13 protein-coding genes are annotated in these 14,262 nt (G+C 32.0%); 7 read left to right on the top strand and 6 right to left on the bottom strand.

All coding sequences use genetic code 11. The annotated features are described in order from the left end of the window. Window positions 1-42: 42 nt before the first annotated feature. From ACQY1Q_RS12560 to ACQY1Q_RS12570, 3 genes are all read right to left on the bottom strand, one after another. Window positions 43-1,626, bottom strand: a complete 1,584-nt coding sequence (locus tag ACQY1Q_RS12560) for a peptide MFS transporter (RefSeq protein ID WP_431005668.1) — start codon at window positions 1,624-1,626, stop codon at window positions 43-45. Window positions 1,627-1,691: 65 nt separating this feature from the next. Then, a complete protein-coding gene (locus tag ACQY1Q_RS12565) occupies window positions 1,692-3,224 on the bottom strand; it encodes a peptide MFS transporter (protein ID WP_431005669.1) in 1,533 nt (510 codons plus the stop codon). Between the two features lie 2 nt (window positions 3,225-3,226). Continuing rightward, the gene (locus ACQY1Q_RS12570; RefSeq protein WP_431005670.1) at window positions 3,227-5,374 is read right to left on the bottom strand and encodes a S9 family peptidase; all 2,148 of its coding nucleotides are present in this window, start codon (window positions 5,372-5,374) and stop codon (window positions 3,227-3,229) included. Between the two features lie 146 nt (window positions 5,375-5,520). On the opposite strand from ACQY1Q_RS12570, the gene ACQY1Q_RS12575 reads away from it, so the two are divergent. Genes ACQY1Q_RS12575 through ACQY1Q_RS12585 form a run of 3 tightly spaced genes read left to right on the top strand, consistent with a single transcriptional unit; the run spans window position 5,521 to window position 9,426 of the window. Continuing rightward, window positions 5,521-7,257: a hydroxymethylglutaryl-CoA reductase, degradative gene (locus ACQY1Q_RS12575; protein ID WP_431005671.1), complete on the top strand. Its 1,737-nt coding sequence runs from the start codon at window positions 5,521-5,523 to the stop codon at window positions 7,255-7,257. Further along, window positions 7,257-8,183 (top strand): GYDIA family GHMP kinase, encoded by a 927-nt coding sequence (locus ACQY1Q_RS12580; RefSeq protein WP_431005672.1) that lies wholly within the window; start codon window positions 7,257-7,259, stop codon window positions 8,181-8,183. Before ACQY1Q_RS12575 ends, ACQY1Q_RS12580 begins: the two co-directional genes overlap by 1 nt. A 34-nt stretch (window positions 8,184-8,217) precedes the next feature. Beyond that, the gene (locus ACQY1Q_RS12585; protein ID WP_431005673.1) at window positions 8,218-9,426 is read left to right on the top strand and encodes an NAD(P)/FAD-dependent oxidoreductase; all 1,209 of its coding nucleotides are present in this window, start codon (window positions 8,218-8,220) and stop codon (window positions 9,424-9,426) included. A 199-nt stretch (window positions 9,427-9,625) separates the two neighbouring features. Here the strand turns inward: ACQY1Q_RS12585 and ACQY1Q_RS12590 are convergent, their stop codons facing one another. From ACQY1Q_RS12590 to ACQY1Q_RS12600, 3 genes are all read right to left on the bottom strand, one after another. Then, window positions 9,626-9,925 (bottom strand): hypothetical protein, encoded by a 300-nt coding sequence (locus tag ACQY1Q_RS12590; RefSeq protein WP_431005674.1) that lies wholly within the window; start codon window positions 9,923-9,925, stop codon window positions 9,626-9,628. A 21-nt stretch (window positions 9,926-9,946) separates the two neighbouring features. After that, complete coding sequence (locus ACQY1Q_RS12595; protein ID WP_431005675.1) at window positions 9,947-10,180, bottom strand: hypothetical protein; 234 nt, start codon at window positions 10,178-10,180, stop codon at window positions 9,947-9,949. Between the two features lie 111 nt (window positions 10,181-10,291). After that, window positions 10,292-10,630: a MotA/TolQ/ExbB proton channel family protein gene (locus ACQY1Q_RS12600; RefSeq protein ID WP_431005676.1), complete on the bottom strand. Its 339-nt coding sequence runs from the start codon at window positions 10,628-10,630 to the stop codon at window positions 10,292-10,294. A 247-nt stretch (window positions 10,631-10,877) separates the two neighbouring features. Here ACQY1Q_RS12600 and ACQY1Q_RS12605 point away from each other — a divergent pair, with 247 nt between their 5' ends. Genes ACQY1Q_RS12605 through ACQY1Q_RS12620 form a run of 4 tightly spaced genes read left to right on the top strand, consistent with a single transcriptional unit; the run spans window position 10,878 to window position 14,248 of the window. Then, complete coding sequence (locus ACQY1Q_RS12605; protein ID WP_431005677.1) at window positions 10,878-11,897, top strand: sensor histidine kinase; 1,020 nt, start codon at window positions 10,878-10,880, stop codon at window positions 11,895-11,897. Beyond that, window positions 11,890-12,612, top strand: a complete 723-nt coding sequence (locus tag ACQY1Q_RS12610; protein WP_431005678.1) for a LytR/AlgR family response regulator transcription factor — start codon at window positions 11,890-11,892, stop codon at window positions 12,610-12,612. Before ACQY1Q_RS12605 ends, ACQY1Q_RS12610 begins: the two co-directional genes overlap by 8 nt. 36 nt (window positions 12,613-12,648) lie before the next feature. After that, window positions 12,649-13,731 carry a diphosphomevalonate/mevalonate 3,5-bisphosphate decarboxylase family protein gene (locus ACQY1Q_RS12615; protein WP_431005679.1) on the top strand — a complete coding sequence of 361 codons (1,083 nt, stop codon included), beginning with the start codon at window positions 12,649-12,651 and terminating at the stop codon, window positions 13,729-13,731. A gap of 19 nt (window positions 13,732-13,750) precedes the next feature. Then, complete coding sequence (locus ACQY1Q_RS12620) at window positions 13,751-14,248, top strand: toxin-antitoxin system YwqK family antitoxin (protein ID WP_431005680.1); 498 nt, start codon at window positions 13,751-13,753, stop codon at window positions 14,246-14,248. Window positions 14,249-14,262 lie beyond the last annotated feature (14 nt).

A 14,262-nucleotide genomic window follows, 5' to 3' on the forward strand; every position in this document is an offset into this window, starting at 1 on the left:
AAATTAACAGGTTCTATTTTTTATTGACTTTTTATAAAAGTGTTATTTAACTCCGTGCATTAATCTTTTCATCAGAGGGTTAATTACCGTAATAATTAAACCTGCAATTACAGGAACAATAGTAAAAATTAAAAAGAAAGTAGAAATTGAATAAGCTTTCTCTATTTCTTCAATATAACTACCAATAGTTCCGGCTAATTTATTACCCATTGCAATAAACAAGTAATACACTCCAAACATAAATCCAATCCACTTAGCAGGAACTAACTTACTAATATATGAAAGACTCACAGGAGAAATACACAGCTCTCCCATTGTGTGAAACAAATAAGCTGCTATTAGCCAAAACATACTAACTTTAATTATTGGTTCTCCGGAAATAATATCCTGAGATCCTAATGCCAAGAAACCAAATCCAACTCCTAATAAAAGAAGTCCTAAACCAAATTTTAATGGTCCTGACATATTATATTTACTTTCCCACCATTTAGAAAAAGCCGGTGCAAGAGTAATAATAAACAGTGAATTTAAAATACCAAACCATGTTGCAGGAACCTCAACAGTTTCTTTAGAAAAATCTCTAAGAACTTTCCAACCAACAATTCCCCAAATAATTATAAAACTAATTGACAACATTATATTTCCAAGAGCATATTTTGAAAAAGTTTTTTTAAATAGTGAATATAACACATATGTAATTATTCCTAAAGGAATTATTGTCAACAACGCATCAATATATTTAAACAAGGTACCAAAGCCTCCCGTTAAATTTCTTTGAGTATATTCTTCTGCAAAAATTGTCATAGACCCTCCTGCTTGCTCAAAAGAAGCCCAGAAAAACACTGTAAATAAAGAGAATATTACTACAGCTATTAATCTATCTATAATTACTTTTTTAGATGTTCCTTCATCATTTGTAGCATTACTATTCTCCACAAAATCTTGATCTCCATCTCCTCCAATTTTTTCTAAATCAATTGCCTTTTCTTTTTGAGGAGGTATTCCAATATCACCAAAAATATTCTGAGTAAAATAAAATTGTAGCATACCAAAAAACATAAATACCCCAGCTAATCCAAAACCTAAAGACCAAGAGTAATTCTCTCCGATATATCCACATAGCATAATTCCTAAAAAAGCACCTGCATTCACTCCCATATAAAATATTGAATATGCTCCATCTTTTTTTTCTGAATGATTTTTATACATATTTGATATTATAGAAGTCATATTAGGTTTAAACAATCCATTACCTACCATTAAACAACCTAAACCCATGTAAAGCATCATTGGAGTTTCAAATGCCATAGCTGCATGTCCCATCGTCATAATCAAAGCCCCCAAAACAACAGCCCATCTATATCCTAAAAGTTTATCTGCAATTAATCCTCCAAAAACTGGTGTTAAATAAACCCCCATTGTATATGTTCCGTATAAAGATAGTGCCTCGGCTTTTTCCCAACCAAAACCACCATCAGTTACTGAACTAATTAAAAAAAGTACCAACAACGCACGCATTCCGTAATAAGAAAAACGCTCCCACATTTCTGTAAAGAACAGTACAAACAGTCCTGCCGGATGCCCTAATACCTTGTCTTTAAATAGATTTTCAATATCTGTATTCATATTTCTTGATTATATAGTTTTTAGTAAAAAAAAGCCTCACAGAAAAATCTGTGAGGTAAGTTATTTTAGTTATTTAATTCTTTATCAACCCCGTGCATTAATTTTTTAATTAATGGAGATATCATTAATAATAATACTCCAAATCCTAAACCTGTATAAAATAAGTATTCAAATAATTTTAAATAACTTTCTTTAGCCAAATTCAAATCAGGAGCCGTACCATTTGTTGTATCAACAGAAGCTATATTAGCTAAAACAGAAGCTATAAACTCTGAACTGGCAGTTGCTAAAAACCAAACTCCCATCATAAATCCTACAATTCTTGCCGGTGATAATTTTGTTACTGCTGAAAGCCCTACAGGTGATAAACACAACTCTCCACAAGTATGTAAAAAATAAGTAAGTACCAACCAAATAATAGCAACTTTTCCTAAACCGGAAAGGTTAATACCTAATACTAAAGAACCAAATCCTAATCCAACTAACATTAAAGCTATAGAAAACTTAACAGCTGTATTAGGGTTGTATTTTCCTAATTTAACCCATAACCAAGCAAATACAGGAGCTAATAAAATAATAAACAGTGCATTTAAACTTAAAAAAGTTCCTGCTTTAATACTTCCTCTATCTAATACTCTATCAGCAAATAAATTTAAAGAGGTATAGGCTTGTTCAAATAAAGCCCAAAATATTACTGTAAAAACAATTAGTATTGTTAATGCTATTAACTGCTCTCTTGCTTTTCCGTCTAACTTAGTAATTGCATAGTATACAATATAAATAAATGAAGCAGCTCCTGCTATCATTAAAGAAGCAGATACCACTTCATGTCTTTGTACCATTTGCCAAAAAATAACTGTTGACAGAACACTTACTATATAGATAAGCCATTCGTTTTTGATACCTATTGTTTTTTTATTTAAAAACTCCGGAACGATTGACTCTCCTTTACCCATTAATAATTTTTTGCCGGATATAAAAGTTAACAATCCAAACAACATTCCTACTCCTGCAGCACCAAAACCATAGCTCCAACCATAACTCTCTCCTAACCAAACACAAATAATAGTAGCTAAAAACGATCCTAAATTAATCCCCATATAAAATATAGTAAATCCAGAATCTCTTCGTTTATCTCCTACCTTGTATAATTCTCCTACCAATGAAGAAATATTAGCTTTTAAAAAGCCTACTCCTAATATGATTAGTGCTAAGGAAAAGTAAAAAACCTGTAATGCTACATTATCTCTAACTATTTCTCCTGTTACCGATTGCGTTGCAGCATTTCCTTCATAGGCCATTCCTAAATGACCTAATACTAGCATAATACCCCCAAAAATAATTGCCTTTCTAAATCCTAAATATTTATCAGCTATGAATCCTCCAATTACAGGAACAGCGTATACCAATGCTGCATAACTACCTACCAACAAGTTTCCAGCACTGTCAGTAAAAAGATGGTATTTAGTTAAATAGAATATTAAAAGTGCTTTCATTCCATAAAATGAAAAACGCTCCCACATTTCTGTAAAAAACAGGATAAATAAACCTCTTGGGTGCCCAAAAAATGTTTTTTCAGTAGTTATTGATTCAGTCATTTTTATAAGTTGTTTTTAATGAAGTTAGTCATTTTTGTATACAAATGCAGACGAGTGTTACCTCCGTAAATTCCGTGATTTTTATCAGGATACATTGCCCACTCAAACTGTTTGTTTGCCTGAACTAAAGCTTCAATCATTCTATACGAGTTTTGCACATGAACGTTATCATCGCCTGTTCCGTGAACTAATAAATAGTTACCTTGTAATAATTCAGGATAATTTAAAGGAGAGTTATCATCATATCCAGTAGGATTTTCCTCCGGAGTTCTCATATAACGTTCTGTATAAATCGTATCATAAAAACGCCAAGTAGTAACCGGTGCAACCGCAATAGCTGCAGCAAAAACATCATTCCCTTTTAATATACAATTAGTACTCATATGCCCTCCGAAAGACCATCCCCAAATACCAATTCTTTTTGCATCAACATAAGGTAACTGTGCTAATTCTTTTGCTACTGCTATTTGATCTTCAGTTTCATATTTTACTAAATTCATATACGTAACTTTTTTAAAGTCACGTCCTTTAAACCCTGTACCTCTACCATCAACGCAAACAATAATATATCCGTCTTGTGCTAACATTTGATGCCAATAATCATTAGCCCCGTTCCAACGATTAGCAACCTGTTGTGATCCCGGACCTGAATATTGATGCATTAAAACAGGATATTTCTTAGTTGCATCAAAATTAGACGGCTTAATCATATACATATTTAAGTCGTTTCCATTAATAGAAATTATTGAAAACTCTTTTTTACTTAAATTATAACCCGCAATAGTTTCTTTTAATGCAGCGTTATCTTTAATCGTTTTTAACACTTTACCATCACTATTTCTCAAGGTATATACAGGTGGTGTATTAACATCAGAGAATGTATTGATAAAATAGTTTAAGTTTTTACTAAATGCGGCATTGTTTGTTCCGGTAGTATTACTTAGTAATTTTTTGTTTCCTCCTGTTAATGAGATACTGTAAACACCTCTGTTGATAGAACCGTTTTCTACCGATTGATAATAGATCGTTTTCTTAGCAGCGTTATATCCATAATATGAAGTTACCTCCCAATTACCTTTAGTTACTTGATTGATTAACTTTCCACTTTTATCATAGTGATAAATATGATTAAATCCATCTTTTTCGCTAGTCCAAATAAAGCTATTATCCTCTAAAAACGTTAAATCGTCATTTACATCTACATACGCTTTATCGGTTTCATTTAAAATTAATGTACTGTCAAAAGTTGACGCGCTTACAAAATACAATTTCAAATCATTTTGATGACGGTTTAGTGTACGAACCGCTAATAAGTCAGCATTTTTTGTCCAATTAATTCTTGGAATATATTCGTATTCACCTACCATAATTTCTGCAGTTTTGTTAGTTACTAAAGAAAATATATGTAACGTAACTTTCGCATTATCTTCTCCGGCTTTCGGGTATTTAAATACCTCTTGAGTTGGGTATTTTCCTTTTCCATATACGTCCATTGAAAATGTTTTTACTTTACTTTCATCAAAACGTAAATAAGCTAAGTTTTTACTATCTGTACTCCATTCAAAAGCTTTTACAAAACCAAATTCCTCTTCATACACCCAATCTGTAATTCCATTAATAATCTCGTTTTTCTTTCCACTGTTTGTTATTTGAAAAACAGTTTCGTCATTTGAAAAATCTTTGATGTATAAATTGTTTTGTTTAGCATAGGCAATTTTTTTGCTATCAGGTGAAAAAGTAGGTTCCTGAATATCTTCTCCAATGAGTGATAACGTTTTCGTAGCAATATCATATACATAAAAAGTACCTAAAAATGAATGACGGAATATCGGTTTAAAATTCGTTCCTAAAATCAATTTAGTTTCATCATTATTAAAACTATAGGATTCTATATATTGTATTCCGTTTAAATCTTTACTGTCAACAATAGTTGCTACTTTTTCTAAAGTTTCGTAGCTATACTTGTCAACCGTAGAGCCTCCTTCATAATAATTCAACAGAGAATAAAAATCTCCGTTCATCGAATTTAAAGAATTCATGTAATCGGCTCTGAATGTGCCTTTTTTCCATATATCTTCTAAAGAAATATCTTTTTTTTGAGCTTGCACTAACGTGGCAAATCCAACAAAAAATATTAACAGTTTTTTCATATTTAGTTGTTGTTTACATAAAAAGTTTGCCAAGTTTACGGAAAATTCATTAAAATGTGGGTTAAAAAGCTTAGAAATATCTATAATAAAAGTGATTTTAACAGGATTCAATTATCTTTGACCCCATCTAAAAACAAGAACTGAGAATGTCTAAAGTTATCAAAGGATTTTCTAAACTTACTAAGAAAGAAAAGATTGACTGGTTAGCTAAAAATTTTTTTAACAACCAAAAAGAAATTAAAGATACGATTAAGCAATATTGGAATGAAGATGATGCTTTACAACAACTTCATGATGATTTTATAGAGAATACCATTACTAACTTTTATATGCCATACGGAGTGGCTCCAAACTTTATTATTAACGGTAAAGAGTTTGTTATTCCTATGGTAGTTGAAGAAAGTTCTGTAGTTGCAGCGGCTTCTTTAGTTGCTAAGTTTTGGAGTACTCGTGGCGGATTTAAAACCACAGTTATTTCAACCACTAAAATTGGACATGTTCATTTTATTTATCAAGGAAACAAAGAGGATTTATATACCTACTTTGAAGAACAAAAACCTAAATTACGTAAGGCTACTGCACCTATTACCAAAAACATGGAAAAAAGAGGGGGTGGTATTTTAGATATTCAATTGGTTGATAAAACCGATAAATTAGACAACTACTATCAACTACACGTAACTTTTGAAACTAAAGATTCTATGGGAGCTAATTTTATTAACTCTTGTTTAGAGGCTATGGCGCAACAGTTTAGACGTGATGATATAGAAATTATTATGAGTATTCTGTCTAATTACGTTCCTGAGTGTTTAGTAAAAGCCGAAGTTTCTTGTAAGGTTACCGATTTAGATGACGAAAACCCTGAAAAGTTTGCCAAAAAATTTGAACAAGCTGTTAAGATTGCTGAAATTGAACCTTACCGAGCTGTTACTCATAACAAAGGTATTATGAATGGTATTGATGCTGTGGTATTAGCTACCGGTAACGATTTTAGAGCTGTTGAAGCAGGAGTTCATGCGTATGCCTCAAAAGAGGGTGTTTATAAAAGTTTAACTCATTGTGAGGTTAAAGAGGGTGTTTTTAAGTTTTGGATTGAGATTCCTTTAGCCTTGGGTACTGTTGGCGGATTAACAGCTTTACATCCTATGGCTAAATTATCGTTAGATATGATGGGCAGACCATCTGCTCCTCAACTTATGGAAATTATGGCTACTGCCGGTTTAGCGCAAAATTTTGCAGCCCTAAGAGCTTTAATAACAAAAGGGATTCAACATGGGCACATGAAAATGCATTTAATGAATATTTTAAATCAATTAGGTGCTTCTGAAAGTGAAAAAAACAGCATTGTTAAACTATTTGAAACTAAAACTGTTTCTCATAGTGCTGTGGTTGATGAATTAACATCACTCAGACAGGCATCAAACATTGCTTGGGTTGATTTTTTAGATGAAGAAAAAATCAGAACCACTCTTTTAAAATTACCTGCCAATGCTAAACCTTTATTTGGTAAAATGAACGGACAACAAATGGTAGAGCATTTAAGTAAAGTTACTCAAATAGCTAACGGAAACTGGAAAGTAAACATTTATGTTTCTGATGAAAAAGCTGCCAGAAGAAAGCCTTTTTTAGACACCAACCAAGAAATACAAGAAGGTTTTAAAGCTCCTTTTTTATCAGAAGAAACTTATCCTCTTACTTTCGATTCTATGGAAGAAGCTATTGATGACTTAATTGCTCAAATTAAACATTTTGTTACGGTTTTCACACATCAAAAAAATCATACAGAAGTACATCCTTTCTTTGGTGAATTGGATTTTGATTACTGGAAAAAGTTTCAGGTAAAACATTTTACACATCACTTTAAACAATTTGGTTTAATTTAATGAGGCATTACAGTAACGGTAAATTATTATTAACAGGAGAATATCTTGTTCTAGATGGCGCTGAAGCTTTAGCTATTCCTACAAAATTTGGTCAGGATTTAGTAGTAAAAACTATTAACGAACCTGAACTTATTTGGGGTAGCTTTACCCATGAAAATACATGTTGGTTTGAAGCTTCATTTAGCCTGCCTAAACTTAGGCTAACATCTGCAACGTTTACTTCTGACAAAGAAGGAAGCTCTGAGTTTATTGCGGAAACATTGCAAACTATTTTACAAGAAGCCAGAAAATTAAATCCTGACTTCTTAAACACAAATAATGGATATGTAGTTAAAACGCAATTAACTTTTCCTCAGGATTGGGGATTAGGAAGTTCTTCAACCTTAATTAACAATATTGCTTCTTGGGCACAAGTTAATCCGTACACCCTGCTATGGAATGCTTTTTCCGGTAGCGGATATGATATTGCCTGTGCTAAACATACCACTCCTATTATTTATCATTTAGAAAATAACCAACCTAGTATTACCCCTGTTAATTACAAACCTATATTTTCTAATCAAATATACTTTGTGCATTTAAATCAAAAGCAAAATAGTAGAGATGGAATTGCTCAGTATAAGAAATACAGAAACGATGCACTTAGCCTTATTCCAGAAATAAATCAATTAACTCAAGAATTTTTATCAGCTAACACTATTGAGTCACTCAATAACGTAATTATTGAGCATGAACAAATTATAGGAACCATCATTAAACAGCAAACAGTTAAAGAGCAATTATTTTCTGATTATTTTGGTGAAATTAAAAGCTTAGGAGCTTGGGGTGGGGATTTTATTTTAGCAACAGGGAATGAAAACACCCCTGATTATTTCAGAAAAAAAGGGTTTACAACCTTATTGCCTTTTAATGAAATGGTCTTGTAAAACAATTTAGAATTGATAATCAAAATTTATTGATGTGAAAAAAGTAGTTATTATAGGAGGCGGAGCTGCCGGTTTTTTTACCGCTATTAATGCAAAAGAACTGAATGCTGATTTAGATATTACTATTTTAGAAAAAGGTAAGGATATTTTACAAAAAGTTAAGATTTCCGGAGGAGGGCGTTGTAACGTAACGAATGCCTGTTTTGAGCCCAAAGAACTTACTAAGTTTTACCCTAGAGGTGAACGGGAATTACTAGGGCCATTTCATCAATTTATGACAGGTGATACTTTTGAATGGTTTGAAAATCATGGGGTTCCTTTAAAAATTGAAGAAGACAATCGCGTTTTTCCTGAAGCAAATACTTCACAGGCAATTATAGATTGTTTTACCACTGCTGTACACAAATTAGGTATTAAAGTACTAACAAACCATGGTGTTACAGCTATTACCAAAGAAAAAGACTCTTGGCTAATACATACTAAAGAGCTACAGTTTACGGCTGATTATTTAGTAATAGCGGCAGGGAGCAGTAAAAAAATATGGGAGTTGTTTACTGAATTAGATCATTCCATCATTCCGCCCGTGCCATCTTTATTTACGTTTAACATAAAAGATTCCAGAATTATTGATTTAGGGGGAATTTCTGTTCCTAATGCAAACGTTAGTATTGTAAAAACAAAACTGGAAAACTCAGGACCTTTATTAATAACACACTGGGGACTTAGTGGCCCTGCTATATTAAAACTATCTGCCTATGGCGCCAGAATTTTGGCAGATAAGAACTACCAATACAATATACTTGTTAATTGGTTAGGAGAAGACACCAATAGTGTATTGGAAAAACTACAACAAATAAAAAAGCAACAATCTAAAAAACAAGTAAGTTTAAAGTCTCCTTTTAATGACATTCCTCGTCGATTATGGGAACGATTGGTTATTGCTTCCGAAATAAAAAACGATCAAAATTGGGCAGATCTAAGCAACAAACAACTTGAAAACTTAGCCAACCAACTAACAAAAGGCCTATTCAATGCTAACGGGCGTACTACTTTTAAAGAAGAATTTGTAACTGCCGGTGGTATTGATTTAAAAGAAATTGATTTTAAGCGCTTTGAAAGTAAGCTCCATAAAAATTTATTTTTTGTTGGGGAAGTATTAAATATTGATGCTGTTACCGGTGGTTTTAACTTTCAAAATGCTTGGACGGGTGGTTATATTTGTGCTAAAGCTATTGCAGAATAAATAGCAAAACAACACCAACGTATTTAAAATAATTAAAACTGACTCTAGTAGGAGTAACACTCAGTACCTAATAGGAGTGTCACTCCCTGCCTAATAGTGATAACACTATACAGCTAATGAAAGTGACACTCAGTGCCTAATGGTAGCAACACCACACAGGCTATACACTATATTAATAACAGCGTACTAGGTTCTCATTCTAATCTTCGTCTTCTTCCTCTTCGTAGCAATTGAAAATAATAGAATACCCATATTCTAAAGCTTCCTCATACAATTCTTTCTGCTCATCTCCTTCTACATCATCAATAGAATCTAATGTAAAATACTCGTCTTCTATTTCTACTACTTTCCAATCTTCATCTTTAATATAGAATTTAGCTAATTCTAAAGCTCCTTCAATATCTTTATAGTTGATATATAAACTCACATAAGCACCTACAACTTCATCATAGTGTTCAGATGTTTTTTTTGGTTTTGCTAAGGCATTGATTAAAAACATAGGTTTATTTTTTTTAGTTAATTACGCTAGTTCACCTCTATGAGGCTTTAAGGCATCTCTAAATGTTTTCATATACTTTTCTTCTACCGTTATATAGGCGATCGTATGAAAATCATTTATCTGATGATAATTTACTTCAATATACGGTAAATTATCTATTTGAGTAAATTCTTTTAGATGAATACAATGATGTTTTGCTGTTTCCAAGCCATCAGGGCCCTTGAAATCCCAAATTAATTTTATTTTTCTATCCACTCTCTTAACTTTACAGATACAAAAATACCTATTTCAAAAATAAGAAATAGGTATTTGACGAATCAAATAAATCGAATACTACTCATTAAAAAAACATAACAACGTATCTTTTTAATTTCTTTTCCATCTAAGAATAATATCTGCTAATCTTCCCACAACAAAAATCACCAATCCAAATGTGGGCGAAAACATTGCAACTTTAATCCCTGATGCCAATATTTGAGGAGAAACTCCTTGACTACTCATTGAAATAAAATCTAAGGCAACTAACATACCTAAAATAAAACCTAACACACCAAAAGCCAGTGAGAACAAACTTATAGACTTTAGCAAGTCTGCATTCTTTTCTGTATTTGATTTTAATCCTTTCACAAATAAAGCCAACACTAATACCAGTAAAACTAATAACGGAACCATAAAAAAAACGCCTCCTTCAATAATAAAGTTCATAATAAAAAAGTTTTTAAATTAATTTCACTGCTAAAGTAATCTCCTTGCTTTCAGTTTTATTTTAATTTGAGACCAACAACCATTTTCACCCTCCTTTCTTCAGTTTTTCTTAAAAAACCACCGGTAAAATATCCTGTTGGTTAAATCGCCTCTTAAAGTTGTATTTCGTCTATATTTACTGTGTAAAATAAAAATATTTTCTCTTTTTTGTGGTATGCATAGGTTACTACTTCCATATTTTAAAAAAATGCCCTTACATCTTTTATTTTGGGGATGTGTTTGGTTCTTTTTTTATTTATTCTTTAGCGCAGGTAGTCAAAACAATACTTTTTTACTTTGGTTTTCGTCAATTATATCAGTAATTACCATTACCACTTCTTATGTTTTCATATCCAATTTAGTTCCTAACTATCTGTTAACACAAAAATACTGGTTATTCTTACTTTACACTGTTTACGCTTGTATTTTTACTTTATTCGGAGTACTCCTTACTATTCTTTTAGGATATGTTTTCTTTTTCAATTTAGAGTTTCAAAACATTCCTACGCTCATTAAAAGTCCTTCGGTTATTTCAATATGTGTATTATTTATTATAACCCTAGTAAGCGGTTTAAAAATACTGATATACAATTACCGGGCATTAGATGAAAAACAAAACCTTAAAAATAAGTTCTTAGAAACTCAATTGCAGTTAAAAGAACAAGAGTTAAAGTTTTTAAAAATGCAAATTCACCCTCATTTTCTGTTTAACACACTAAATACATTGTATGGTTTTACGCTGAAAAAAGCAGATGAGGCTCCGGATATGATTTTACGTCTCTCTAATTTATTAGACTATATTTTATATCAGGTAGAAAAACCTCTAGTTTTATTATCGGATGAAATTCAGCATATAGAAGATTATATTGCTCTAGAAAAAATGCGTTTTCAACAAGGGTTAGTTGTTCATTTTAAAAAGGATTTGTACCAAGAAAACCTACAAATTGCTCCTATGTTATTACTTCCGTTTGTTGAAAATGCCTTTAAGCATGGAAATCCAATACAAGGCGTTTTAAAAATAGATTTGCATTTAACCACCACAGAAACCGAGCTTGTTTTTACCATACACAATTCTACCAAAAAACAAAAAGAAAGTCAAAAAGGCATTGGGTTAGATAATATTCAAAAGAGACTAACAATGCTTTACCATCAAAACTTTCAGTTACAAACACAGTTACGCCAAAATACATTTACGGCAGCCCTTATAATTCCTTTAAAAAATGACTAAGAAAATAAATTGCCTTATTATTGATGATGAGCCCATGGCCCGAGAAATTTTAGCAACTTATGTAGCCAAAGTTCCTAACTTGGCTCTCATCAAAAGTTGCACGAATGCTATTGAGGCCATTCCTCTTTTAAATAATGAGCACATTGATTTAATTTTTTTAGATATAAATATGCCGGAAATATCGGGGCTCACTTTTGCCAAGTCTATTCAACAAAAAACAAAAGTTATTTTCACTACTGCTTATCGTGAATATGCTATTGACGGATTTGATTTACACGCTGTTGATTATTTATTAAAGCCTATTGCTTTTGAACGTTTTTTACAAGCAATCAACAAGTTTTTTGAAACAAGTGTTCTAAAAAAACCTATTGCCTTAACCATTAAACCTGCCTCAGAAACTACTCCCCATTTTATTTTTGTAAGAGCAGACCGAAAGATGTTAAAAATAGACTTTAAAGATATTTTATACATTGAAAGCTTAAGTGATTATATTAAAATTTACACTCCGCAAAAAACAATAGTTACCAGAGAAACCATTAGCAATATCGAAAACAAACTACCTCTTCACCTTTTTATTCGTACTCATCGATCATTTATTGTTGCCATTCCACAGATTTGTTCCTATACTAATGAATACATTGAAATTCCCAAAAAAACAATTCCCATTAGCCGAAGTTATAAGGAAGAAGTGTTACGTAAACTAAACGCAATTTAGAAGTAAATCATTTATATTTGCTGAAAATTTTTTACGTTGAATACAGCCGATTTCATTTTTCAGAAAACCACAAAAACAGTAGAAAAAGCTACATATACATGGCAAACTCCCAGTAATATTGCCTTAGTGAAATATTGGGGAAAAAGTGAACCTCAACTTCCAAAAAACGCCTCTATTAGCTTTACTCTTAACAACTGTCATACGACAACGACTATTGAGTTTGAAAGAAAAGTCAATCAAGAAAAGTCAATCAGTTTTGAATTGTTTTTTGAAGGAAAAAAGAAAGATGAATTTAAACCTAAAATAGCTAAGTTTTTTGAGCGAATTTTAGAATACTGCCCTTATATTTCAGAATATAACATGACCATTCATTCTGAAAATTCTTTTCCTCATAGTAGCGGAATTGCTTCATCTGCCAGTGGTATGGCTGCCATTGCCATGTGTCTGATCAGTTTAGAAAAAGAGTTAACCCCTAATTTACCTGAAGATTTCTACACTCAAAAAGCTTCATTTTTGGCTCGTTTAGGTTCTGGAAGTGCCAGCAGAAGTATTGAAGGTCCTTTGGTTGTTTGGGGAAAGCATCCTGATATAGAAGGCAGCTCAGATTTATTTGGTGTTAAATTCCCTTATAAAGTACACCCTGTTTTTGAAGACTATCAAGATAGTATTCTTTTGGTAGACAAAGGTGAAAAACAAGTATCAAGTACTGTTGGGCATAATTTAATGTACAATCATCCGTATGCCGAGCAACGCTTTAAACAGGCAAATGAAAACTTACAAAAGCTTTCTGTTATCCTTCAAGAGGGTAGCATAAAAGACTTTATTAATTTGGTAGAAAGTGAAGCTTTAACCTTGCATGCAATGATGCTAACCAGTAATCCGTATTTTATTTTAATGAAACCTAACACGCTTGAGATTATTAATAAAATATGGGAATTCAGAGCTCAGACCAACAGTAATATTTGTTTTACTTTAGATGCGGGGGCTAATGTACATGTGTTATACCCTAAAGCTGAAAAACAACGAGTTGACGATTTTATAAATACAGAATTGTTAAAATTTTGCCAAAAAAATCATTATATTTGTGATAATACAGGTGTAGGCGCTCAAGCTCTATAACTTTTTAATTCCCTTAATTATGATAAAAACTTCAACATTACTCATGGCAATGTTTGTTGGGTTTTTAACGTTATCAGTAACGGCTCAAGAAACAATTTGGTTTGATGCTAACTGGCATGAAACAAGCAAGGACAAAAGCGAGTACTATCGCCCAATTCCAAAAAAAATCAAAAACGGTTATTGGATTATAGATTACTACGGAAGCGGACAAGTGCAAATGGAAGGATTTAGCACTGTAAACAAACCTGGTGAAGAAGAGTTTGACGGATTAGTTACCTATTATTACGAAAATGGGAAACCTTCACATAAAGCTACTTATAAAAACGGCAAACTTCACGGTCTTCGCAAAGTATTTTATGAAACCGGAGAACTAAAAGAACAAGGAAAATACGTAAATGGTAAACGAGAAGGTGTTTGGAAAACTTTCTATAAAAACGGAAAGATAAAAGAAAGAGGCAAATACAAAGACAATGAAAAAACAGGTATTTGGAAAACTTTTCATAAAAACACGCAGTAATAAATTGTAAACTA

Origin of the sequence: Tenacibaculum sp. TC6 (genome assembly GCF_050606265.1) — a bacterium.
Lineage (GTDB): Bacteria > Bacteroidota > Bacteroidia > Flavobacteriales > Flavobacteriaceae > Polaribacter.

Bases quoted from the DNA above. Each gene is read 5' to 3' on its own strand.
- ACQY1Q_RS12590 (WP_431005674.1), bottom strand. From the start codon at position 9,925: ATGTTTTTAATCAATGCCTTAGCAAAACCAAAAAAAACATCTGAACAC.
- ACQY1Q_RS12560 (WP_431005668.1), bottom strand. From the start codon at position 1,626: ATGAATACAGATATTGAAAATCTATTTAAAGACAAGGTATTAGGGCAT.
- ACQY1Q_RS12620 (WP_431005680.1), top strand. From the start codon at position 13,751: ATGATAAAAACTTCAACATTACTCATGGCAATGTTTGTTGGGTTTTTA.
- ACQY1Q_RS12575 (WP_431005671.1), top strand. From the start codon at position 5,521: ATGTCTAAAGTTATCAAAGGATTTTCTAAACTTACTAAGAAAGAAAAG.
- ACQY1Q_RS12600 (WP_431005676.1), bottom strand. From the start codon at position 10,630: ATGAACTTTATTATTGAAGGAGGCGTTTTTTTTATGGTTCCGTTATTA.
- ACQY1Q_RS12610 (WP_431005678.1), top strand. From the start codon at position 11,890: ATGACTAAGAAAATAAATTGCCTTATTATTGATGATGAGCCCATGGCC.
- ACQY1Q_RS12580 (WP_431005672.1), top strand. From the start codon at position 7,257: ATGAGGCATTACAGTAACGGTAAATTATTATTAACAGGAGAATATCTT.
- ACQY1Q_RS12565 (WP_431005669.1), bottom strand. From the start codon at position 3,224: ATGACTGAATCAATAACTACTGAAAAAACATTTTTTGGGCACCCAAGA.
- ACQY1Q_RS12570 (WP_431005670.1), bottom strand. From the start codon at position 5,374: ATGAAAAAACTGTTAATATTTTTTGTTGGATTTGCCACGTTAGTGCAA.
- ACQY1Q_RS12605 (WP_431005677.1), top strand. From the start codon at position 10,878: ATGCCCTTACATCTTTTATTTTGGGGATGTGTTTGGTTCTTTTTTTAT.